The organism is Subsaximicrobium wynnwilliamsii, from assembly GCF_007997225.1.
In the GTDB taxonomy this organism is placed as follows: domain Bacteria; phylum Bacteroidota; class Bacteroidia; order Flavobacteriales; family Flavobacteriaceae; genus Psychroserpens; species Psychroserpens wynnwilliamsii.
Genome location: NZ_VORM01000003.1, coordinates 25,931 through 49,438, shown reverse-complemented (window position 1 = coordinate 49,438; position 23,508 = coordinate 25,931). Strand labels below are relative to the sequence as shown.

Annotated in this window: 25 protein-coding genes and 1 tRNA gene; 11 read left to right on the top strand and 15 right to left on the bottom strand. The window is 39.4% G+C overall.

The window, feature by feature from the left end; translation table 11 throughout:
• Positions 1-187 precede the first annotated feature (187 nt).
• On the top strand, positions 188-1,024 hold the full coding sequence (locus ESY88_RS21795; RefSeq protein WP_147084563.1) for a helix-turn-helix domain-containing protein: 837 nt from the start codon (positions 188-190) through the stop codon (positions 1,022-1,024).
• Between the two features lie 406 nt (positions 1,025-1,430).
• Here ESY88_RS21795 and ESY88_RS03105 read toward each other — a convergent pair whose 3' ends face one another.
• Positions 1,431-2,117 (bottom strand): hypothetical protein, encoded by a 687-nt coding sequence (locus ESY88_RS03105; protein ID WP_147084562.1) that lies wholly within the window; start codon positions 2,115-2,117, stop codon positions 1,431-1,433.
• Between the two features lie 607 nt (positions 2,118-2,724).
• On the opposite strand from ESY88_RS03105, the gene ESY88_RS03100 reads away from it, so the two are divergent.
• A complete protein-coding gene (locus tag ESY88_RS03100; protein ID WP_147084561.1) occupies positions 2,725-3,429 on the top strand; it encodes an ankyrin repeat domain-containing protein in 705 nt (234 codons plus the stop codon).
• 148 nt (positions 3,430-3,577) lie between these two features.
• Here the strand turns inward: ESY88_RS03100 and ESY88_RS03095 are convergent, their stop codons facing one another.
• The 5 genes from ESY88_RS03095 to ESY88_RS03080 all read right to left on the bottom strand — a co-directional run bounded on the left by ESY88_RS03095 (position 3,578) and on the right by ESY88_RS03080 (position 7,048).
• Positions 3,578-4,069 (bottom strand): mechanosensitive ion channel domain-containing protein, encoded by a 492-nt coding sequence (locus ESY88_RS03095; RefSeq protein ID WP_147084560.1) that lies wholly within the window; start codon positions 4,067-4,069, stop codon positions 3,578-3,580.
• Between the two features lie 165 nt (positions 4,070-4,234).
• Positions 4,235-4,504 (bottom strand): hypothetical protein, encoded by a 270-nt coding sequence (locus tag ESY88_RS03090; protein ID WP_147084559.1) that lies wholly within the window; start codon positions 4,502-4,504, stop codon positions 4,235-4,237.
• A gap of 12 nt (positions 4,505-4,516) precedes the next feature.
• The gene (locus ESY88_RS21310; RefSeq protein ID WP_223270700.1) at positions 4,517-4,933 is read right to left on the bottom strand and encodes an STAS domain-containing protein; all 417 of its coding nucleotides are present in this window, start codon (positions 4,931-4,933) and stop codon (positions 4,517-4,519) included.
• Positions 4,914-5,324, bottom strand: coding sequence for a SulP family inorganic anion transporter (locus ESY88_RS21305; RefSeq protein WP_223270699.1), 411 nt, complete (start codon positions 5,322-5,324; stop codon positions 4,914-4,916). The genes ESY88_RS21310 and ESY88_RS21305 overlap by 20 nt, the downstream gene beginning before the upstream one ends.
• Positions 5,325-5,974: 650 nt before the next feature.
• Positions 5,975-7,048, bottom strand: coding sequence for an AOC03_06830 family ribosome hibernation factor (locus ESY88_RS03080; RefSeq protein ID WP_189702502.1), 1,074 nt, complete (start codon positions 7,046-7,048; stop codon positions 5,975-5,977).
• Positions 7,049-7,395: 347 nt separating this feature from the next.
• Here ESY88_RS03080 and ESY88_RS03075 point away from each other — a divergent pair, with 347 nt between their 5' ends.
• Positions 7,396-8,079, top strand: coding sequence for a TetR/AcrR family transcriptional regulator (locus ESY88_RS03075; protein WP_147084558.1), 684 nt, complete (start codon positions 7,396-7,398; stop codon positions 8,077-8,079).
• 66 nt (positions 8,080-8,145) lie between these two features.
• On the opposite strand, the gene ESY88_RS03070 is transcribed toward ESY88_RS03075, so the two are convergent.
• Positions 8,146-8,994 carry a formate/nitrite transporter family protein gene (locus tag ESY88_RS03070; RefSeq protein ID WP_147084557.1) on the bottom strand — a complete coding sequence of 283 codons (849 nt, stop codon included), beginning with the start codon at positions 8,992-8,994 and terminating at the stop codon, positions 8,146-8,148.
• A 338-nt stretch (positions 8,995-9,332) separates the two neighbouring features.
• On the opposite strand from ESY88_RS03070, the gene ESY88_RS03065 reads away from it, so the two are divergent.
• Positions 9,333-9,406, top strand: a tRNA-Arg gene (locus ESY88_RS03065).
• A 512-nt stretch (positions 9,407-9,918) separates the two neighbouring features.
• Here ESY88_RS03065 and ESY88_RS03060 read toward each other — a convergent pair.
• The 8 genes from ESY88_RS03060 to ESY88_RS03030 form a co-directional block, all read right to left on the bottom strand.
• Positions 9,919-11,103 (bottom strand): class I SAM-dependent methyltransferase, encoded by a 1,185-nt coding sequence (locus ESY88_RS03060; protein WP_147084556.1) that lies wholly within the window; start codon positions 11,101-11,103, stop codon positions 9,919-9,921.
• 63 nt (positions 11,104-11,166) lie between these two features.
• Positions 11,167-11,667, bottom strand: a complete 501-nt coding sequence (locus tag ESY88_RS03055) for a TrmH family RNA methyltransferase (protein WP_147084555.1) — start codon at positions 11,665-11,667, stop codon at positions 11,167-11,169.
• Between the two features lie 8 nt (positions 11,668-11,675).
• Positions 11,676-11,852, bottom strand: a complete 177-nt coding sequence (locus ESY88_RS20835) for a hypothetical protein (protein WP_189702501.1) — start codon at positions 11,850-11,852, stop codon at positions 11,676-11,678.
• An 84-nt stretch (positions 11,853-11,936) separates the two neighbouring features.
• The gene (locus tag ESY88_RS03050; RefSeq protein WP_147084554.1) at positions 11,937-12,608 is read right to left on the bottom strand and encodes a DUF4159 domain-containing protein; all 672 of its coding nucleotides are present in this window, start codon (positions 12,606-12,608) and stop codon (positions 11,937-11,939) included.
• Between the two features lie 343 nt (positions 12,609-12,951).
• Positions 12,952-13,659: a 16S rRNA (uracil(1498)-N(3))-methyltransferase gene (locus ESY88_RS03045; RefSeq protein ID WP_147084553.1), complete on the bottom strand. Its 708-nt coding sequence runs from the start codon at positions 13,657-13,659 to the stop codon at positions 12,952-12,954.
• A 2-nt stretch (positions 13,660-13,661) separates the two neighbouring features.
• The gene (locus tag ESY88_RS03040; RefSeq protein ID WP_147084552.1) at positions 13,662-14,297 is read right to left on the bottom strand and encodes a peptidylprolyl isomerase; all 636 of its coding nucleotides are present in this window, start codon (positions 14,295-14,297) and stop codon (positions 13,662-13,664) included.
• Positions 14,298-14,413: 116 nt separating this feature from the next.
• A complete protein-coding gene (locus ESY88_RS03035) occupies positions 14,414-14,794 on the bottom strand; it encodes a Rid family detoxifying hydrolase (protein ID WP_147084551.1) in 381 nt (126 codons plus the stop codon).
• A gap of 19 nt (positions 14,795-14,813) precedes the next feature.
• The gene (locus tag ESY88_RS03030) at positions 14,814-17,594 is read right to left on the bottom strand and encodes a putative LPS assembly protein LptD (protein ID WP_147084550.1); all 2,781 of its coding nucleotides are present in this window, start codon (positions 17,592-17,594) and stop codon (positions 14,814-14,816) included.
• 123 nt (positions 17,595-17,717) lie between these two features.
• On the opposite strand from ESY88_RS03030, the gene ESY88_RS03025 reads away from it, so the two are divergent.
• The 7 genes from ESY88_RS03025 to ESY88_RS02995 all read left to right on the top strand — a co-directional run bounded on the left by ESY88_RS03025 (position 17,718) and on the right by ESY88_RS02995 (position 23,330).
• Positions 17,718-18,839, top strand: a complete 1,122-nt coding sequence (locus tag ESY88_RS03025; protein ID WP_147084549.1) for an N-acetylmuramoyl-L-alanine amidase family protein — start codon at positions 17,718-17,720, stop codon at positions 18,837-18,839.
• 208 nt (positions 18,840-19,047) lie between these two features.
• Positions 19,048-20,016, top strand: a complete 969-nt coding sequence (locus ESY88_RS03020) for an MlaD family protein (protein WP_147084548.1) — start codon at positions 19,048-19,050, stop codon at positions 20,014-20,016.
• 12 nt (positions 20,017-20,028) lie between these two features.
• Positions 20,029-21,339 (top strand): (Fe-S)-binding protein, encoded by a 1,311-nt coding sequence (locus ESY88_RS03015; protein ID WP_147084547.1) that lies wholly within the window; start codon positions 20,029-20,031, stop codon positions 21,337-21,339.
• Between the two features lie 5 nt (positions 21,340-21,344).
• On the top strand, positions 21,345-21,674 hold the full coding sequence (locus tag ESY88_RS03010) for a hypothetical protein (protein WP_223270698.1): 330 nt from the start codon (positions 21,345-21,347) through the stop codon (positions 21,672-21,674).
• 54 nt (positions 21,675-21,728) lie between these two features.
• Positions 21,729-22,175: an LNS2 domain-containing protein gene (locus ESY88_RS03005; RefSeq protein WP_147084546.1), complete on the top strand. Its 447-nt coding sequence runs from the start codon at positions 21,729-21,731 to the stop codon at positions 22,173-22,175.
• 160 nt (positions 22,176-22,335) lie between these two features.
• A complete protein-coding gene (locus tag ESY88_RS03000) occupies positions 22,336-23,127 on the top strand; it encodes a (Fe-S)-binding protein (RefSeq protein WP_147084545.1) in 792 nt (263 codons plus the stop codon).
• A gap of 2 nt (positions 23,128-23,129) precedes the next feature.
• Complete coding sequence (locus ESY88_RS02995) at positions 23,130-23,330, top strand: hypothetical protein (protein WP_147084544.1); 201 nt, start codon at positions 23,130-23,132, stop codon at positions 23,328-23,330.
• The last annotated feature ends 178 nt before the right edge of the window (positions 23,331-23,508 follow it).

Here is a 23,508-nt window from a genome sequence, read left to right as displayed (position 1 = left end):
TGATACTGAAATCTTAAAAAACTCAATACTCATTCAAAAACGCATCTAATTTTCTATTTAATCCTCAAATAGGCAAAAAATATCGTAATTTAACAGGACTAATCCAAACCAAAATAGGCCTAAATAACCGTTACAACAATTTGATTTTCAATTATTTGACCTTGTGAGGTTCTGTTATGCAAACGCTATGTTAAAAACATATCTACCAGCCAAAATTCTTCAACCCTACATTGCATTTTTTTATACCATAAAATGCCATCGGTCTAATTATGACCAAAAAATCAGTGAATTTTGTTTGCCAAGTGGGTTTGGGCATATGGGATTTCATTTACATGGCTCGTTTTATATCATTCAAAATAATGAGAAACAAGAATTCCCCAGATTCTATACCGTTGGTCAGCAGACCCATAACTATTATATGAATTCCGATTCTGAGTTTGTGGAATTTTATGGTATTACCTTCCAACCCACAGGGCTATGGCGTCTCTTCAGGTTGGATATGCCAACAATAGCAAACCGAGCAATTGGTTCCCAGTTTTTATTTAAAAATAAAATCATAAAATTCACCAAACAGTTTGAAGCCGAACAATCCCCAAAAAAGCGAATTCAACTTATTGAAAAATTGATGATAAAAAAAATTTTGGCAATTCAACCACAAACAAATATCATAGAGTGCGCATTACATAAAATGAATGAATCCTGTGGTTGCAGTTCCATCAGTTCTATAGTCAACCAATTGGGTGTGTCCGAACGTTATTTTCAGAAGAATTTTAAAAAAATGGTTGGGATTACAGCTGCAGTCTATAACCGTATTGTTAGGTTTAACTTTATGTTTGCTGAAATGAAATCTGAGGTACCGATAGATTATAAATCATTAGCGGCTCTTTTTAAATACTACGATTTCCCCCATTTTTCAAAAGATTTCAAAAAATATTGTGGAGCTTGTCCTTCAAAATTCTACATACATAAGTTCGAGCTCCTTCAACAGCTAATGACATCAAAAGCTTCGCTAATGGAACGTTAATCTCTTTCATTTTAAATCATGTACATTCTTGATTTAAATTTTAATGTTTGGTATTTCGTCAGTAATTGTTTTCATGATTAATATTCCTTAGCAATACAAAAAATATAGTGATTAGGACCAAACGAAGCTTTCAAGAATAATAAAATATTGCGATGGGATAAGAATGCTGGTCACATGGAAGAAATGGAATGTATGTGCATGGCCAAGTTCACGTTATAGCTTTGGCTTTTTTATTTGAAAGTGTCATCAAACTTCTAAAGTCGCTGAGTACTGGTGCAATGGGCCCTAAATAGTGTGAAACTCGTTACCTACGGTTGATAAGGGAGAATCAATTACGGCTACCACTCTTGCTTCTTTTCTTACTGCGAAAAAGCAGCAGTAACATATTTTTAGGTTTATAAAAGTATCAATCCTGCTTACTACTAACTTGAATCTCTCCATAATCTTCTTTTGGGATATTTTCTAAAGTGCTCTCCACTATCCATGAATCGTCGAAAACAGATCGATATTCAACCATAATTATTTCAGAGTCATCATCATCAAAATAGCGATTGAAAAAATCATATACTGGCCTGATGCCGCTTTTTTCTCCTTTAGATGAATAAAGCTCCAGGGTCTCCCCAGGAGAGAGAACCATGCCTTTGGTAAGTGAACTATAATAATCTGACACTAATGAATCAGAGGCATTATTGGTGTTCTTATGGTAATAATTATAAATATCCGAAATTTTAGTGGTTGAATCCAACTCTTTGACATAAAGCCCATCGATAAATGCCGGCCCTAAACCTTGATTAGAAACAAAAACTGTATAATATTTTGAGCCATAACTTTGACCCAGTTGAAGATAGGGTAGCACTGAAGCCTTTTGTTGTTTCACAGTTAGCTCATACTGTCTATCTAAAATATAACTTTGGTATAGCAGCACTGCCAAGGTAAAAAGAGCAATCGCCATGGCAGATAAACTCACAATTTTATCCGCATTCCAAAATTTCTTTTTCACAGGCTTTGGCGTAGGGCGCTTTTTATAATAGGGCTTTTTGCCTGGCTTTCGTTGATTATTTGGGTTATTGGGCTTATTTGATTTTTCTTCCATGACTTTAATTTAGGGCCAGTTCTTACAAATTTGCCATAAGGATACGTAGGAATTTTTGTAAATCCAACAAAAGTTGACTTTTTGCTGCTAATTTTTCAATGGGTTCATTTGCTTTGGCATTATACATTGCAAATTGGTAAATGGCAATGGTTCTTCATTTAGGGCAGGCACAACATAATTTTTATACAGAATAATGATTCTATCAAAACCTAGAATGGCGTAACATCAGATGTTATCAAGAGTATCGACAATGGTTACAAAACTCAGACTTCTGTTAATTTCCATGCCGACAAACGTCATTTTATACCTAGCCATCTTAACCTAATTCAATTAAATAGTTTGGCAAGTCGTCTGGCACAACGATCTAAAAACGCATCATACAGGAAGCAAGGCACCTATTGTCTTCAACTGATCTTTGTTCTAAAGAATCACTTTTGGATTAGGATTCTCTAATAAGGCTTGTTTTTTTAATGATGTAAACTATTTAAAGGAAAAACAGTTGTATAGTTCAGAGCGGAGTTGTGATTGGTACAATCTATTGGATGAATCGTCACAACAGTATTTCTTTTCGTAATTTAGTTTTGCGGTTAATCTAAATCGAATACATATGAACTCTCTTTTTAAAGCTATTACTTTAATCTTGATTAGTGCTTTGCCCTTACAATACTGTGTTAATACAAATGGAAATCGCAAAGCCGAAAACTTAAATAACGATTCTGCCTTGGCCTTATTGGAGGCTGTTTCTGATGGAGATACAAACCTCGTGACTGAAATTTTGGGCACTGACCCAGATCTGGAAATCACAGATGGGTATGGAAGAACGCCTTTGATGATTGCCACATACAACGCAGATAATAAAATAGCCGAAATGCTAATCGCTGCTGGCTCAAATGTAAATGCACAAGACAAAAAATTGAATACCCCTTTCTTATATGCTGGAGCAAGCGGAAATTTACCGATTTTAAAAATGAGTATTGCCAATGGTGCCGATTTTGAAATTTATAATCGTTACGGCGGAACAGCGCTAATACCAGCAGCAGAGAAAGGCCATTTGGAGGCCGTTAAACTATTGACTGAAATACCGGATTACCCTATTGATCATATTAACATTCTTGGCTGGACGGCTCTATTAGAAGCTATTATCCTGAGCGAAGAGGGAGAAACACAGATAGCTATAGTAAGAACACTTGTAGAAGCAGGCTCCGATGTTAATATTCCCGATAAAGACGGGATTACACCGCTGGAACACGCTAAAAATAGATCGATGGACAAAATTGTTGGCATCTTATCTAAAACAGCTGCAAATAATTGAAACGAAACAATTGAATTTGTTCGATTCTGATATTTTTTTCTTCATTCAAGATTGATTTTGATTAGTACGCCTTCTTCTCATTTTTTTTGATCAAACGCATATTGTGTTATAAGAATCCATGGCATCCCAGCGACTAGATTGTGCGTAATCACAGTTTCTTTTTTATCATTTTTTGAATAAAGACATTGCTTGGTATGGTTATTTGTTCCCCTTCTTTTGTTTTTAAGATTATAAAAAATACGCCTATATCGCTCACTCGTCCTTCGGTTTCGAAGTCTTTATCAACTATTTTTATAGTATCATCCAATTTTACAGGATGATTGAAAAAAATAATGATGCTGGAAGTAATATTGGATAAGATTGACCATTGGGCAAACAAAGCAATCCCTAAAACAGTCAATACCGATCCTATAAAAACAACTAATTCGGACTGATCAACTCCCCAAATTATTAAGAGTATTACCAAACAAATTAAAATAGTGATTAGGTTGATGACTTTCTTAATAATTTTTCCTCTAACCTTTTTCAATAAATGAGTGGATACGGTTTTATCTACAAATTTGTTCGTTACAAAGAGTATCATGACAAATACTGCAATCACTACTGCGGTTTCAATGAGTTTTATTTGGGTATGGTCCATTTTATAGTTTTATTGTGTTTTTATTGCGATTGCTTTAAACAAGCAGTTAAGGCTAATTGGGTTTTGTTCAAATATTACTAACTCAAAGCTTTTATTTAAATATTTAAATATCAATAATTTAGCATTCGCTCCGATGCTATTTTAAAAGCCATCCCACAGTTGATGTTATTTGTGTTTCCTCCAAATGGAATCAAGCTTTGATGAAGTTTTTTCTACAAGCGAGTCTAGTTTTTTGATTTTTAAATCTTCCAGATTAATGACCGAATCAAGCTGGTTAATCTTTTCCATTTCGGTATTTATAACCGAATCCAGTTGGATGGCCTTATCGTTTAATTGATTGAGCTGGGTTTCTACTTTGCTCGTTACGCTTTCACAGGATGCGAAAAGTAGAATTGAAATACTTAAGATAATCAATGGCTGATTATGTGTTTTCATAATTATAATGCTTTATTTTTCTTGGTTCTTGTAATCACTCAATAGGTTTTTGAGTACTTTGGAGGCCGTTTCGATATCTGAACAAATGGCATCCTCACCCACAAGATTGGGGATTATGCCAATTGCTAGCAACATGTCTTTTGGCTGTTCGTCCAGCCCTACGATGACGACGGGTGCGTTCTTCTTTTTCAAATCAAAAAGTACGTTTTCCAAGGCGTATAATCCCGATTGATCTATATAAGGAACCCGATCCATTCTTAAGATCAATGCTTTGATGTGTGCATCACACCTATCGACCATAGATTGAAACTCAGATGCAAAACCAAAAAAGAGTGGCCCATAAAGATGTTTGATGTATACCGTGTTTTTATAGTCGTTATAAAGTGTTTCTATGTCTCCCCATAGGGATTCAAGTTGAGTGTCTCCCATAGATTTGGTTTCTGCTCGTTCTTCTGCCAAATCGCCAACCTTTTCCATAAAGAGTACAGACGCTAATACTATCCCAACTAAGAAAAAAGGTAAGTAAAATGATGGGTAGCGCAGTTTCTAAACCACCAAATTTGCTCGCAGCAAGTGTAACCACGGCAGCAGACACTATGGTCATTGGACCAGTAGGGCCACTGGCTTGGGTGGCTGTACCACCCAAAAGTGCGGCCAGAATGCCCAAGATTATGGCACCGTATAGGCCAGCTATGGCACCAAGTCCTGATTGTACACCAAATGCAAATGCAAGTGCAAGCGGTAGGGCGACTACCCCAGCCACAACACCGCCGTATAAGTCGCCTTTAAGATTTTTGAAATCGTAGAACTTATTCGCCATAGGATTTAAGTGTTAACATATTCAATTAGAAAAGCATTTAGTAAAAAGTAATCATCGTTTTTCCGAATCTTCGATTAGCCTACCTAAGCATCTAAATTGCCTGCTCTGGCCTAAGATTTTCCTTTGTTTCTTTTGATTGTGTCTTCATGGTATTGCGTTTAAAATTAGTTGATACAATAGGATTCTATGGGTTGCGTTTTTTTTCTTCGGAAAGAAATTGCTTCATTTCCGCACTTTCAAAATATAGATTCGTTGAGTTCGTAATTCAGGCCTGAATAAAAACGGTTTCTGTGAGATCGGTTTTTTTTCGTATTGAATAACAGTTCATTTTAAGCTGAAAAGCATCGGGCTTATAACTTATTCCGAATTATTCAATGACAGGTTGAAACTCAAAAATTAGCGGAATCGAAGCCTGAAATTGTTTGCAATAACACGCTGTTCTAAGCGATGCCTGTGCTCAAGGCCAAAACGGCTTATCTGCTGTCGGCTATCAAAATGTTGATATATTCCATGCTTATCAAGTGGTATTTTTTCATCGGCAGAGGCAACGTGATTTCCAAAACTCCTATTGTGGAGAAAGGCCACAAAGGGTAGGGGCAAAGCCAATAAAAGGAAGTGTGTTCTCATTTTGAAAAGCAGCTTCATTTTTGTCAATAGCGAGTTATTGCTCCAAAACCATCGAATTCAGTCAATTCGCCTTTTGGCAAGAACACCGTATTGCCTCCATAATTCATGTTGATTTCAATGAGCTCGTCATAAATATCGTCTGTCACTGCTTTTTTGGATCGCTCTTTTTCTGAAACAAATCGGATTATATTATCTTCCATAAGGCCTGGTTGGAACAAACCTTCTTCTATGAATAAGGTTTGCACCCTACCTTCAAGAATTGCTCGATAAATGTCATTAACATCACTTAAATATTTACCACTGCTTACTGCCTTTACCAGTTCTTGTTTTTGGGCATTGTTTCTTTCAATGACATGCGCTTTAAGTATTTTCCAGGCGTCTTCTACAATATGCTGAGCTTTTTCATCCAATCTGTTTTTGTTTAAGAACATATCAAAAAGGCCTTGCTTTTGATCTGCGACCTTTAGATATTCGTGATAATTGCTTTGTTCGGTACAAATAAGCACCGGAAGTGCATGTGTTTTTCGCACCTCATTTACTTCTTTGTCCACTCTATTGAAAAATTCGGCAATCAAACTGGATTGTCTACTTGCATTTGATAGTTCGGCTTTGTTGGTAGAATAAAACTGGGTGTTTTCCATAGGAAAGCTGTCGCTATATTCTTTCAAAACCTTATCATTGAAGGCCTCTATGAGTCTAACTTTGTGTTGGCTCAACACGAGAATGAGATAATTTGCCTCTTGATGCAAAGCCCTAACCAAATCACGGGTGGCAAAGCTGTGGTCAATAACTATACGGTCTTTAACCTTAAAAGGTAGGCGAGTGTATTCTGCAAGGTCTTCATTTACAAACAAGATTAAGCTTTCCAAGTTGTGTCTATGGTCTATTTGGGATGCCAGTTCCTGTATGCGTTTTATCAGTAGTTTTGCATCCCTTTTACGCTCATCGGCCAATAATCGTTCTTCTGCTTCCTTGCAGAGATTTTTCAATGCAATCGTGTCTTTTTCGTTGTCAGGACTGGTTCTATGTGTATTCAAAATGATGCTAACACAGCTTTCCGAAAAAATGTCTTTGAGTTCTTTTAATGTTATGTTCATAGTTGCGGGTGATTTATTGTTTCGATTAATTTGGTATTGTGAGGTTGGATTGACCAACTCTTAAAATTTAGTTATTCGAAAAAGGTTTCTTCTTCTGGGAAAAAATTATAGGACGCCAATGATTTTGACTTCGTATTTTTCTTCATTTCTGCCAATAGAGGGCTTTGTGCGTAGTTTTCATTGATTGAGGTTTTTTTAGTATTTAAGATTCCAGAGAATTAACAACAAATATAACACTACTTTATTAAATAGTAGCAATACTATTAATTTATAAAGTATTATAAGCATTGTTTAGTGTTTAACTCTCGTTTTATTGCTTAACTTTGTCCCTTTAAATATGTGAAATTATGTCAGTAGAAATCAAAATATCTTTGAATGAAGGCGTCTATTTAAAAGATCCGCAGGATTCGCGTTTAGGGCGCAACATTATAAAGCACGGCATTTTATTGATTGAAGAGTTGGGCTTCGAGGCTTTCAACTTTAAAAAATTGGCAAAGGAAATTGGTTCAACCGAAGCTTCGGTGTATCGCTATTTTGAAAATAAACACGCATTGCTCATCTATTTGGTTTCTTGGTACTGGCAATGGGTAAGCTATCTTATCAAAATAAATACCTTAAATCTTGATGACCCTAAAAAGAAGCTCAAAATAATCATCAATTCCTTTGTGTCTGCATCTGTAGAGAACCCAAGTACCGAGTATATTGACGAAAACAAACTTCATAGCGTCGTGATAGCAGAGGGGACTAAAGCCTATAGAACGAAAGGCGTGGATGATGAAAATGGAAAAGGGTTCTTCAAAAATTACAAACAACTCATTGCGATGGTTGCTGCCGTGATTTTGGAAATCAACCCTACTTTTGAATATCCCCATGCGATGGCGAGCAATCTGTTTGAAATGTCTAATGACCATATTTATTTTGCCAAGCATTTGCCTAGACTCACTGATATAAAGCTTAGTGAAAATACATATCCTGAAGTGGAAGAAATGCTGAATTACTTTGCATCGAAGCTTTTGGGCTACAAGGCATGAGTCTCAAACATCGAGGCTTGAGGGGCGGTTGCGACTTACTCAATTTCTGAGCCTTATGGTCAATTGCTAGTCTTTAGCATGATTAGATTCGAAAATACGGTATTTAAAAAGTCCAACAACGATGGCACCTCCCAAACCATTGCCTAGCAATGTAATAAGAAGGAAGAGCAGATAGTCTAAAATTGAAATATCCTCGGAATATAAAAAGGCTCCAAACACTTCTATATTGCCAACAATACTGTGATGAAAACCTACAAATCCTATGGTACCAGTAATGATCGTAATGATGAGGATACGGGTCAACGCTTCCAAAGTGCTGTTTAAGAGCCAAGTCAATAAGCCCATCAACCAACCAGCGGCAATGGCGCTTAACAACAGTGTTAAATAGCTGTGGTCTAAAATATGGGTTCCTATGGTTACCATGGTCTCTTTTTCAAAAAGTCCCAGTTCTGAGGCCATTGCTCCTATAAAAAACACAAATAGAATACCGCCTATAACATTGCCAAAAATGACGATTCCCCAAATTTGCAACAGGTCCAAGATACTGCGCTGACCATTTAAAACTGGAAGCGCCAAAACTGAAGTCTGCTCAGTGAATAGTGCAGATTTCCCCAAGACCACTAAAATGAATCCCAAAGGATAAACGAAACCAAAGAGTTTATAAATGATGCTTTCGTCGATGCTGCCTGCTAGCAGGTAATAGAGCGTACAAACCAAGACATAACTAAAACCAATTTCAAGTCCTGCAATACAGGCACTTAAAAAGACCGCTTTTCTCTTTAATTTGAATATTTCCTCGCCTTCGTGAATAATACGACTCAGGATTTCGGTGTAGACCTTTGATTCTTCGACCTGATTGGATTTTTTTTCAAGGTCTTTTTGGTGCTCTTCTTGGTTTTTTTCTTCGCCTTTCATAGAATAATTGAAAAAATTGTTTTACTCATAATGCTTTCTACCCCTCAAACTTTGAATTCTGAAATGGCACTTTCAATAAATGCACTTGTTAAGAAATTATAACGCTGCCCATGACTGATTCAAAGATAGTTAATTTGTATCGCGAGTCTGTCATGCTGTGATTATAATCTTTGGTAGAGTTGAGTAATTTCCTAATTTTATCACTAACGTGTTGGTTTTTAAACAACTATTTTAAATTGGATATTTTGACATAAAAATTTTAATATTAGTTATGCTTTTTTATAAGAAATCGTATATTTGCCGACCATAAGGATAAGCAAAACCTTATGTTTTATTGAGGGCTCTTAGCTCAGTTGGATAGAGCACCTCCCTTCTAAGGAGGCGGTCGAAGGTTCGAATCCTTCAGGGCTCACGGAATCCCTTTCATTAATTTGGAAGGGATTTTCTGTTTCTAATCGGGTTTGTTTTGCTTGCCTCGGAAAGGATTTCGGATCAAGTCATAAAGTTGTGGGATTTTAAGATCATGCAAAAATTGTTAAATTTCCGTTTTAGCGTAAATGGATTAACGCCTCTGAAGATGCCTATTTCATAACGTTTCAGGCCGTACCTATTGAAAGTCAGCTTGACGATGTTGCTGCTTTTCGCCAGTATCTTCTGGTTATGCAGGGTTTCTTTTATGACTTCGGTAAAAATCAGACTTCATCAGTAATCAGAAGATTTTTTACAAGCATCAGGATGCCGATGTTGGTGTTTTCCACCAGCATCTTCTGGTTGTCTAAAAATAATCTAGGTTAGGTTTTGCAGGAGTAGCTTCATTTCTAGCTTGAAAACTCTGGCGGCGTAGGTGTTTCGGAAATCAAAGCTAGGATGTAATTTTAGTGAAAGCGCAATCCCATTCAAAAATTTGGAAAGGATTTTTTGTTTTTAGGCGTCTATTTTGGAGCAGACCACTACGATTTTTTGATCCTCCATGGTTGTGGTAAAAAATAAATACTGCTCGCCACCATCACTTATTTTAAACTTTTTACGAAGTTGCTCCACGCTTTCCGGGAAATTTCGGGTGCTGATGTTGGCCTTTTGAAAAGCTTCTTTTTTTAGAGCTTTTTTGTTGAAATCCAATAGCTTCTCGATTTTGAACCGTCTCCCTGGAAAGTTTAAGATTTGGTCACTGGTGTACAAATGTGAGTGCTGGTGCAGTTTGTGGATCTCCAGCTTTTTAGAAAGCGTTTTATAAGCGCCAGACTTTAAGAGGGCTGCGTTGGGCTCATACAGGTAGGCGAGTGGCTGGGAAAAAGTGGATTCATTTTCTCCTTCGTCTTCCAAATAAAATTCAAAGGTTTCGGTTCCGTTTTTGCCAATGTTGATGCTGTGGATAGCGATGCGGTCTTGGTGTCCCTTTTCCAATAGCCACAGCAATTCTTTGACTTCATTGTTGATGGCGACAATGTGGATGGTTTTGACATGGTTCAATGCATTGATGCCAGCCTTCAAATCTAGTAGAGGTGAGGTCTTAATGGCAATGTGATTGGAAAATCGAAATAGGACTTCTAAATGCTCAGGCACGTTTGGTAAACAATCAGAAAGGAAAAAAACCTTACCCTTGCTATCATGGCGTCTGGAAGGGTCAACATAAATCCAATCCCATTTTTGATCTCGCGTTTTGAGCAATGCCATTGCATCTCCAACTTGGGTCTCAATGTTGCGCGTTTTTAATTGTGTGAAATTATGCGACGCAATTTTTGAGAGTTCAGCATCCATCTCACAATGCACAACTTCATTAAAGTGCTTAGAGAAGTAAAAACTGTCCACCCCAAAACCACCCGTGAGGTCGATGATTCGGTTGCCGCTGAGTACACTCGCTTTATAGGCAGCTGCGGTTTCTGAAGACGTTTGTTCAATATTGAGCTTATTCGGGTAATAAATGCCTTCCGTAGCAAACCAAGTTGGCAATTTGTTTTTGCACTTCAATTTAGACTCGATTTGCGCTACAATTTCCAAAGTGGTAACAGTTTCAAAATCGCTGCCTTTGAATAGAAGTGTGGAGACGTCTGTATCGAGATGATCGTCTATGAATTTTTGAATATCGCTATTTAAGAGGTGTAGGTTCAATTAATGATGATGTTATTAAATTGAATTGGAAAATCCGTTTAGATTTTAAAGTCCATTAAAGGTTTAACTCATTTGATTAGTGATCTCGTATAAGGCCACGCTGGACGCTTGCACCAGGTTCATACTGCTGTTTTGCCCGAACATCGGGATATGCACCACCGCATCCATTTGCTGGAGTACCGCTTCAGAAATACCAAAATTTTCCTCGCCAATCACAAGTGCTATCCGTTTTTGCTTCGGAAACTCAAAACTTTTCAAATCGTGGCTGGCTTCGGTTATTTCTAGCGCCACTAAAAAATAATTCTTTTGTTTTAAGTCGGAAAGCTTTTCTTGGATATTTTCAGAAACCTCATAGTCCACATATTTTTCAGTAGCTCTTGAGGTTTTGGTCATTTTTCTGCCCATAGGAATCTCTTTTCCGCAGAATATCAATTTTTCAACTCCAAAAGCATCGGCAGTCCTGAATAAACTGCCAATATTCGCAGCAGTGCCCACTTGCTCACAAATGAGCGTGATTGGGAACTTTTTGGAAGTGAAATTAGTGGAATGGTGGTCGAGTTGCATGGTTGAAATTAAAATCGGATAAAATCATAAGGCACAACGAAATACCCTGTACAGCCAAGAGCGTAATTAAAATTGGAAACACTCAAAGGATAGGTATGCGCATTGATTTGGGATAATGCTTGCAGTGTTAATATCACAACCATGCCAATTGCAAATGCTTTGAATACTGTGGTCTTGGTCTTCATAACCTGTTTATTTTTAATCGCAGCGACTGCTTCTTTCGCTTTGCAGCTTAATTATTTTGGAATTTGGGCAGCTCGAGCTGTCCATCAATGTTCAAACGCATATTTTACAATATTTGCTCCCATTTTTAGCGCTTTCAAGCGTACTTCTTCAGGATCGTTGTGCACTTCTGGATCTTCCCAGCCATTGCCCAAATCAGATTCATAGGTAAACAAAAGTACGAGACGCCCTTCATGAAAGATGCCAAACGCTTGTGGTCTCTTGCCATCATGCTCGTGAATTTTTGGCAATCCGTTAGGGAAGGCAAACGCAGCATTGAAAATTTCGTGTGTTTTTGGTAGCTCTACCAAGTCTTGATTAGGGAAGATCTTTAGGAGTTCCTTTTTGAGGTAGGGTTCCATCCCATAATTATCATCGATATGCAGGAAGCCTCCTGAAAACAAATACTTTCTAAGGTTTTCCGCTTCCTCGTCACTAAAAAAGACGTTGCCATGCCCCGTCATGTGTAACAAGGGATACTGAAAAATATCGATACTGCCAGGTTCTACAACTTCTGGTTTCAATTTCATTTTGGTGTTGATGTTGGCATTGCAAAAGGCAATCAAATTGGGAAGTGAAGTTGGGTTACTATACCAATCGCCTCCGCCTTTATATTTGAGAACCGCCAAATCTTGTGCGCCAACAGAAATACCAGTTAAGCTCAAGATCAATAGAAGTAAAATGCTAAGATTATTTAAGTATTTGCTGTTAGATGCCATGATTCAAAAATAAAACATTCGAAATTGAAACCGCTTTATTTAACGATTTTTATACATGGGTCTTCCAATTGTTTGGCAAACTATGTACTAGTATATGTAAAATTGGGGGTTTTAGCTGATTTAAGTCTTCAGTCTTCAGTCTTCAGTCTTCGGTCTTCAGTCCTCAGTCTTCAGTCTTCGGTCTCTAGTCTTCCGTCTTCGGTCTCCAGTCTCCAGTCTTCGGTCTTCGGTCATCCGTCTTCGGTCTCCAGTCTTCAGTCTTCGGTCATCCGTCTTCCGTCTTCCGTCTTCCGTCTTCCGTCTTCAGTCTCCCGTCTCCCGTCTCCCGTCCTCTTCTCAACCTCTAAACCTCGTTCACAAAGGCCACAGAATGACAGGCCACGATCGCAGCGGTTTCGGTACGTAATCGCGTGTTGCCTAGAGTTACAGGTTTGAAATGCTTGGCTTTGGCAAGATCAATTTCAGAAGTACTGAAGTCGCCTTCTGGACCAATGAGCATCGTGATTCTAGTCTTGGGTTGGACTGTGTTTTTTAAGGATCGTTTTTGTGTGTCCTCACAATGCGCAATGAAAAGTTCGCCTTCAAAATCCTGGTTAATGAATTCATGGAAAGAAATGGCGACATTCAATTTTGGCAGGTAGCAACTCAGCGATTGTTTCATGGCCGATTGTAGGATCTTCTCAAAACGCTCGGCTTTGACCACCCGCCGCTCACTGTTTTCGCAGAAAATAGGCGTAATGCTATCGATGCCTATTTCTGTGGCCTTTTCCAAAAACCACTCGAAGCGGTCGTTCATTTTTGTTGGAGCGACCGCGAGGTGGAGCTTATAGTCGTGACTTTCCTGAAATTCTGAATGCGTGATTTTAGCCATGCAATTTTTGGAGTCGGCCTGGGTGATTTCCGCAGTGAATAACCAACCAATCCCATTGGTAATGTGCAACTGGTCGCCAAGGTTCTTGCGCAAGACTTTGACCATGTGCCGACTCTCCTCCTTGGAAAATTGAATGGTGTGGTCTTTTTCAGAAACATTGGGATTATAAAAAAGCTGCATTATTATAGGGGTTCAGTCACTTTCAATACTTTGATTTCGTCAATCATTTTTTCGGCTTCGGTAATAACCACTAAATAATAGGCGTTGGTCTCTGGCACATCTACCGCAAAAATGTCATTAACCTTATGCTTGCCTTCAAAAATGGCGTTTTCTAATTTGGGATGCAAACTTCCTTTGGTAATCCAGCCCAAATCGCCACTCTGCTTTGCAGTTTGATCCATGGAATAATTACGCGCCAGATTTTCAAAACGAACGCCTCTTCTGTATTTTGAAATGATCGCATTGCGGGAGTAGTTAATGGCTTCCAGGGATTTTACACTGGCATCAAAAAAGATAACACTGGCTTTGTAGTAGGCTGTGCTCGTTTTCTCGATGACTTTATAATAGGTAGGTTGCAGATTGTTTTTGTCATAAGTCTTTGCGCCCAGACCAAGTGAGAACAATTCTTTAGCGAGTCTGGTTTTGTGCTTTTCTTTGTTGAAGACGATTACTTTGCCTTCCGAAGCAGTATTGTTTTCCAGAAAGGTGTTGGCATCGGTTTCCGTTTGCACAAGATCCAAGGATTTTTCAAAATCATCTTGGGCAAAAGTGGCTGTGGCAATGAGTAAACATGCCGCAGGCAGTAGGGTTTTAAACATGGGTATAGTTTTGGTTAAGCTGCTAATTTATGAGGATTGCTTGGGCATTGGTGCACGCTGTAAATAAGTTATTAAAAGAAGTATGTTAATAACTTTCACAATCTGTTAATATGTAGTCAATTGACAGCTATGGCGCTAATTTCCACATTCACAAATTTAGGCAGGTTGGCAACTTCAACCGTTTCTCTGGCAGGCGCAGTGTCTGCACTGAAATAGTTGGCATAAACGGCATTTATTTTGCTGAAATTATGCATGTCACTAATAAAAATCGAGGTTTTGACGACATTTTCAAAAGTCATGCCGGCAGCTTCTAAGACTGCTTTAAGGTTTTTCATGACCTGCTCGGTTTCGGCTTCTATGGAATCCATTACCAAATCTCCTGTGCTTGCATCAATTGCAATTTGACCGGAAGTGTATAAGGTATTACCCGATAAAACAGCTTGGTTGTAAGGGCCAATTGGTGCGGGTGCGTTTGCTGTGTTGATAATTGTTTTCATGATGTTTCTTTAGTTTTTATTATAGTCTTTGGTCTGGTTGGCGTCGCTTATCGTATTTAAGGTCTTGGAGCATGCTGGAGCTGATCCCGATAAAGAAATTCCATTGGCTGTATGGCCCAAAAGGCACATAACTGAAATTCATTCGCCAGCTCAGCAGGTCGCGTTCAAATCGAAATTGGGTCTGGGTAAAGCCTTTGTTGACGAAATCGTACCCTGAAGACACGCCTACAGACCATCGCGGTGATAACTCAACATCGCCCGAAAACATTAGGGAATTGTTAGAAATTGTGTTTTGCCTTGCGGCATTACTATAGGTGGCGGCATAAGCCAAGCGCAGTTTCCACGGAATACTGAAATTATAGAATTCAGAGATTTCTTCTTCCTCATCGTCGTCGTCGTCGGAAAGACGTTGGTCTGCAAAGTCCTGTGTGGTTCCGAAGAGATCATCATCACGACCGCCGCTTCTCAAGGATTCATCCCTGCCGCGATCATCTTCTGGCTCCCTATCAAAGCTGTCGCTGGTAATGGAATAGCTCACGTTGAAATTCGCCGAGGTCAAACGAAACAAACTGCCGCCATTATTAATGTTGAATTTATCGATTTTTTGATTGTTGTTGTCCAAGGCATAAGGATCCAGGATGGCACCAAAATTGATGTTCATCTTATTGTCCAAAATCGTGGTGCCCCCCGAGACTCTAACCGCACTTATTTTTAAAGAGTCACCCGCAAAGTTGTATGAGGTTTCAAAATTAAGGTTATCGAGCAGCTTGATTTTTTCGGGCTCTGTTGCGGTGGAATCGTTACTTCTCACTTTAGCTTCAAAATTGTTGCCCACAGAAAGACGCATAGCACTTGAGAAATTATTACCAGGTGTACCAAATAAAGACCCTTGAAACCGTGTGTATTCCTCACGCCTCATATCGCCAACCGTGGTGCCATTGGCATCAACAACTTCGAAGGTGTCGTAGTATTGATCAAATGCCGGGTTGATGTTGTAGCTAATTGAAGGACGCATCACATGCCTGATCTTTTGTATTTTGGGATCTCTACCTTCCTTTTCAAAATCAAATAAGCCATAAATAGTGGTACCAATGCTCGTGCTGAAATTGTATGTTAAAAAGCGGTCAAACCCATTGAGGTCTTCGGTAATGATGTCGCCTTCCTCATCCTGAAATTTATTGATGGTGTTATAGGTCCAATTTTCCTCAAAGTTGGCATTGGCACTCATGCTAAAATATTTGAATACTTTGAAGTTGGTGCTAACCGGTACGCTGTGAACTGCACCAATCTTGGCGTCATCAAACATTTCGGACTTAAAAAAAACGGAATCGTTGGTATTGATTCGGTTTTCTGCCCTAACATTATACTGAAGATTGATATTTTGAATGATCCCTTTTTTGGTTCCAACCGATGGCGCAAAAGGGAAAATCCTGCTCACGCTGCCTTGAAACGTTGGCAAGGTTAAATTAATGTCTTGTGTGTTTGTATTTTGGCTGTGGGTTGCGGTGACGTTCATATTTACCTGTGGTTCGCCGGGAAAGGTCTTGGAGTAGGACACGGAGGACGCCAGGGTGTTGTTTTGGGTTTGCGCCAAATTATTCTGGTTGATCGATTGCTGGAAATACCTACTGCTTCCTAAGTTGACTGAAGCTGAAAATCGAGAATTTGGATTGGCCTTGGCATCTTGGGTGTGCGACCAGCGAATATTATAAATAGTGGATTTCGAGAAGTCGGGAAAGCCACGTTCACTATTGATCAAGTTCTCATACCTAATGCTCAAATTACCACGAAACCTGTAGCGCAAGGCATAGCTGTTCTCCAAACGCAGGCCATAACTGCCATTGGTAAAATAATCGCCCAAAACCGCCAAATCAAAATATTCACTTATCGCGAAGTAATACCCACCATTTTGAAGGTTATAACCGCGATCGCTACTCCCTAAATCTTGTCCAGGTGTTGGAATGATCACACCAGAAGTTTGATCTTTTGACATGGGGAAATAGGCAAAAGGTAAACCAATGGGGGTGGGCACATCATAGATAAATAGGTTGGTTAAGCCAGTGACCACTTTTTTTCCGGGCACTACTTTCGCCTTTCGCATTTTGAAATAGTATTCGGGATCGTCGAGATTTTCTGCAGTTGTATAAATGGCGTTTTTCATGAACAACACCGAATCGTTTTCTCTTTTGGTCACTTCAGCAACAATGGTACCACCACTTTGCTCAGTCTTAGAGTTGAAGATGAGCGCTTTTTTGGTATCTGTGTTAAAGATGATGGAATCGGGTTCTATAATGTTCGGTCCTTGGGTAAATACGGGTTTTTGTGTGTAAACTCCTGCCGAATCCTTGATACGACCCGCGTAAACTGTTTTCGAGCTGTGATCAATGACGATTATGCCGGCGGTGATATTCATGTCGCCATAATCTACCTTGGCTTCATTATATAAGGTGGTTTGATTGAGTTTTTGATTGAGTCGCACAAAATCTGTGGCTTTGTAATTCACGATAGCGGTCAAGGTTTCCTTTTGCTTCGGAAGGGTGTCGTTCTTGATACTGTCGTTTTCGGTAAGTTTTATGGGGCGTGTTGCAGGAAGTGTTAGGGTATCGATCGCTAGTCTCAACGTATCGTTGAGTTCAGAAACCGGCTTAATTGGTTTTCGAGTTATGGGTAAATCCTGTGCAAAGCAAAACATGTTGATAAACACGGTAAAACTTAGGGAGAAAAGGATGGGAAAGCTCTTTGTATGCAACGCTTTTAAATGTATTTTTGCTAAAGTATGGCTCGGTATTTGAATTGCCAAAATTACATATATTTTTTATGATTAATTTATAATTGGTCAATTTAAAGGGATCATGATTTTCCATCTAAAATAAGTGGTTGGTATTATTGAAATAAACCGAATCAATTAACCGTTACAAACACTATGACAACGAAATCTATCTATCTTTTAGTATTAATATTAAGTCTGTTTTTTAGTTTCCCAACCGCTGCAAACGCCTTTCAAAAAAATAAGGACACATTTGTGGTGGTATTGGATGCTGGCCATGGTGGTCACGATTCTGGAAATCTAGGGGGTGGTTATATGGAAAAGGAAATCGCTCTCAACATTGTATTGGCAGTAGGAAAATCGTTGGAAGCTATTAAAGACATCAAAGTCATTTACACGAGAAAAACCGATGAATTTGTAACCCTGAGAGGTCGCGCAAAGATCGCGAATGATGCCGATGCCGATTTATTTGTTTCTGTTCACTGCAACGCTCACAACTCTGATGCTCACGGGACTGAAACCTTTGTTTTGGGCTTGCACGCCAATCAGCGTAACTTTGAAATAGCCAAAAAAGAAAATGAGGTAATCTTTCTAGAGGCAGATTATGAACAGCATTACGAGGGCTTTGATCCCAATTCGCCCGAATCCCTAATTGGTTTGACCCTCATTCAGGAGGAGTATTTAGACCAGAGCATTGCATTGGCAAGAGCGGTGGAAGATAATTTTCAAAATCAAAGAAAACTGAAGAGTAGAGGCGTGAAACAAGCAGGATTTTGGGTATTGCACAATACCTACATGCCAAGCGTGCTTATTGAAACGGGATTTTTGACCTATAAAAAGGAGGGCGCTTTCTTAAACTCCAGTAAGGGGCAAATACAAATGGCGTCTTCTATTACAGATGCGGTTTTAAATTACAAAAAGCACCTCGACCTCAATGTGGGTGACGGCATCTACAAACAAGAAACCGAGGGCATCACTGAAGTACTGGATGCGGAGTCTGAAATTTATAATGGTATTGTTTTCAAAGTCCAAATCGCTGCAAGTTCAAAAGAGTTGGAGCCCAAGCCTTTTAATTTTAAAGGATTGGAAACCATTTCTCGAGAAAAAGTGGGCAAGCTCTATAAATACTTTTATGGCGAAACTTCAGATTATGCCGAAATACGTCGCTTAGAGCTTGTCGCAAAATCCAAAGGATATAACAGTGCCTTTGTTAAGGCGTTTAAGGATAATAAGTCTGTTAATCTTTCCACAGTTTTAAAAACAGCATCCAGTCAATAAGCTGAAGCGTTCTTAAGCTAAGAAGCTCTTATTGAAAGTCATTTTGAACTGAGGCGAATGTCACTTTAAGACCCACACTGTTTGAAATTGATTTTATAAAAACAATGGCAAGGCGCATTTGAGATAAACATTTCAGCAATAAATAAAAACCATGCTGTTGTCTTTATTATTTTATTGCTAATTTTGCTTCAACCAAATATAAAAGACTTTGAAAATCACTAGAGAAGTAAAAACCGCCATACTCGTCATCTCGGGTATTGTCTTGTTCATTTTTTTGTTCAGTTATCTCAAAGGCGAGAACTTGCTGGATTCTTCCAGAACCTATTATGCGGTATACGACAACGTTGAAGGCTTGACGCCTTCTACAGCGATAACCATCAATGGTTTTCAAGTGGGCAAGGTCAAGTCCATAACCTTTAAAGGAGATGGTTCGGCCAAGTTACTGGTTACCTTGATGATTGATAATGATTTTCAGTTTTCCAAGAATAGTACGGCACAAATACACGATTTGGGGCTTATTGGAGGGAAAGGTGTGGAAATTATTCCGATTTTTGATGGCGCTCCTGTAGCGGCGTCTGGAGATTACCTAAAAACCAACGTCAAAGCAGGTATTACCGAGCTGGTCAATAAACGCTTGACACCGCTGCAAGAGAAAATTGAAGCGGTAATGGTAAACGTGGATTCCCTGCTTACCAACGTCAATGTTTTGTTTGACGAGGATACCAAAAACAATATTACAGGCAGTATTGAAGATTTATCGGCAACGATCTCCAATTTTAAGGAAGCATCTTCTTCAGTCAATAGCCTTATTGCGAGTAATGACGATAAATTGGGAAGAACGATCGCCAATTTCGAAAACACGTCGGCCAATTTTTCAAAACTTTCAGATTCATTGGCGAAAATTGATTTATCAAGAACCATTGAAGATTTTCAAAACACCATTACCCGCGTCGATAATTTACTAGCCAATGTTGAGAACGGAAATGGTTCCATAGGGAAACTACTCAGGGATGAAAGTCTTTATAACAATCTTGAAGGCGCATCCCAACAATTAAAACAGCTTTTGGAGGATATCAAACTCAACCCGAAACGTTACGTGCATTTCTCAGTCTTTGGCAAAAAAGACAAGCGTTACGATGCTGAAGGCAATGAGATAGAGGAAACCGACGACGAATAAACCAACTTTTTTATGATGTATCTACCACAGATTTTATTTGCAATCGTGCTCTTGGCAAGCATTGGTTATTTTGCCAGAAATGTTTCTAAGCTTAGGCGGAACATTACATTGGGGCATGATGTTGATGTGAGCGACAATACTTCCCAACGTTGGAAAAACATGGCCATGATTGCGCTAGGGCAAAGTAAAATGGTAAAACGTCCCATTGCTGGTGCCTTGCACGTTATTGTATATGTGGGCTTTGTGGTCATCAATATTGAAGTGTTGGAAATTATTATTGATGGTCTCGCAGGTACACATCGTATTTTCTCTCCAATAGGCGCCACTTATGGCGTGTTGATTGGCATTTTTGAAATTTTGGCGGTCTTGGTTTTTGTAGCGGTCGTTGTTTTTTGGCTGCGACGCAACACCTTGAAATTAAAACGGTTTTGGGCGAATGAAATGAAAGGCTGGCCAAAAGACGACGCAAACTACATTCTGTATTTCGAAATGGTATTGATGGGACTGTTCTTGACTATGAATGCCACCGATTTGGAATTTCAGGCCATGAACAGTGGCAATGTCATTAGTCAGTTTATTGCACCGTGGTTCAGCAGCTTTTCAGAAAGCAGCATTCATATCATCGAAAGAAGCGCTTGGTGGTTGCACATCGTAGGCATATTGATTTTCTTGAATTACCTCTACTTTTCAAAACATTTACATATTCTATTGGCATTTCCCAACACCTACTACGGAAGGATAAAACCCCAAGGCCAATTTGAAAATCTTGAAGCAGTGACCAGTGAGGTCAAAATGATGATGGATCCCGATGCCGACCCTTATGCTGCACCAGAAGCAGGAGCAGAGGATGAGGTGCCCGCAAAATTTGGTGCCAGTGATGTTCAGGATTTGAGTTGGGTCAATTTGTTGAGTGCCTACACCTGTACTGAGTGCGGCCGTTGTACCAGCGAGTGCCCTGCTAACCAAACCGGCAAGAAATTATCGCCACGTAAAATCATGATGGATACTCGGGATCGCTTGGTGGAAGTGGGCAAAAACATCGATGCCAATAATGGTGAGTTCAAAGACGACGGGAAGCAACTCTTAGACGATTACATTACCAAAGAAGAACTTTGGGCCTGTACCAGCTGCAATGCTTGTGTAGAAGCTTGTCCCGTGAGTATTGATCCCTTGAACATTATTATGCAAATGCGCCAATATTTGGTCATGGAACAAAGTGCTGCTCCAATGGAACTCAATAACATGATGACCAATATTGAAAATAATGGCGCACCTTGGCCATATAACCAAATGGACCGATTGAATTGGAAAAATGAAGCTTAAGAAATATGCTCGTAAAACGAACGCAATACCTTCTATTCCTAATATTTGCCTTGGTTCCTTACCTTTGTAAAGCACAATCCTATAGACAAGATTCGCTTCAGATAAAGTCTTACACGCTTATTGAATATCGTAATAACGAAGCAAAGGAGATCACATTATTAAAGGTTTTGTGCGATTATTGTTCCGAAGCACAATCAAAAGCCATTGGCGACGAAGCAGTAAGACGCTCTTATAATGATCGCTACAATCCAGAAAACAGAATGAAGGATGGACAAAAAAGGCTTGCTGTTATTATTAGGATTGCAAAAACCGATCTTGCAGCCATAAAAGAGTAAAGTATAAAACGAAGTATAATCATTAAACCAGTTTCGCTTTCGCGGAAAATGAGTATGAAACGAGAAGAAGCAGACAAATTTCTACATGATAAAGTAGAACGAGGAGAAAAGATAAGTCCGGTATTGCCAAAAGGCGTCAAAAATTATCTCATTGATATTGATGGCACCATTACCGACGATATACCCAATGAAGAACCAGAGCGCATGGCTACCTGTGATCCCTATCCCGATGCCTTGGCCACTTGCAACAAGTGGTATGAGAAAGGACACATGATTTGCTTTTTTACCTCACGCACCGAAGAACATCGCGAAGTGACCCAAGATTGGTTGGTCAAACATGGTTTCAAATTCCATTCTTTATTGATGGGCAAGCCCAGAGGAGGCAATTACCATTGGATCGATAACCACTTGGTAAAAGCCACACGTTACAAAGGTAAATTCACCGAACTCGTCAATAAAAATGCCAGCATCGAGGTTTTTGACGATGAGCATGATGATTAAATGGTTCAAGGTTTTGGGTTCAATGTTCAATGTTCAAAGTTCAATGTCAAAAGAATTTTATTTTGATTCCTACAACCTACAACCCACAAGCCACAACCCACAACCCACAAGCCACAACCCAAAATTACTACCCGCTACCCACTAAAATCTAAAAACCATTATGAGCGAACAACTAAACGTACCCACCATGGCAGAGTTCATGGCAGCAGGCAAAAAACCAGAAGTATTATTCTGGGTAGGCTGTGCTGGAAGTTTTGATGATAGAGCAAAAAAAATAACCAAAGCCTTCGTAAAATTGCTCCACAGGTCAAAGGTGGAATTTGCAGTCCTCGGCACTGAGGAAAGCTGTACCGGCGATCCCGCAAAACGTGCCGGGAACGAATTTTTGTTCCAAATGCAGGCTGTCACCAATATTGAGGTGTTGAACGCCTATGAGATCAAAAAGATTGTGACCGCTTGTCCGCACTGTTTTAATACCATAAAAAACGAATATCCAGGACTTGGCGGCAGTTATGAAGTCATGCACCACACCCAATTTTTGAAATCCCTTTTAGATGAGGGTCGTTTGACCATTGAAGGCGGTCAATTTAAAGGCAAACGCATCACGTTTCATGATCCTTGCTACTTAGGCAGAGGCAATGGTGTTTATGAAGCGCCACGAGAACTCATTCGTAAACTGGATGCTGAGTTGGTGGAGATGAAAAGCTGCAAATCCCGCGGACTCTGTTGCGGTGCAGGAGGTGCCCAGATGTTCAAGGATGCCGAGCCAGGCGATAAAGAAGTGAACATTGCCCGTACCGAACAAGCCATAGACGTGAAACCCGAGATCATCGCCGCCGGTTGCCCATTTTGCAACACCATGATGACCGATGGCGTTAAGAACAAAGAACGCGAAGCCGACATCGCTGTGATGGATATTGCAGAGTTGATCGCCAATGCCCAAGACCTGTAACTGTGACAAAAATTAAAGTTAGCATAAAACGGGTTATCATAACCGCCTTGATTGGTGGAGCCATCTTCACGGCAGTCGTTTCAGGATTTGATTATGTCTTCGGAAAGCCCTTTTCATGGCCCCGCTTAGGACTCTATTTTGGATTTGCCACACTCATGTATGGTTTTTTGACCTGGAGGAATCTACGGAAGGGGAAGCGATAGGAGGGATTTGATTGTTTGAAAATGTTGTGATGTAGGGAGTTTTAAGTAATTTGAGCACTGTACTAAATTAGAAAATTTGCGTTAATTTTAGTAATTCTATCTGTGTTTGGATGTGCACCATTCTCAAAAAGAATGTTTAAAAAAGAATATGTTGAACTCAAGGAGAAAAACATGAATT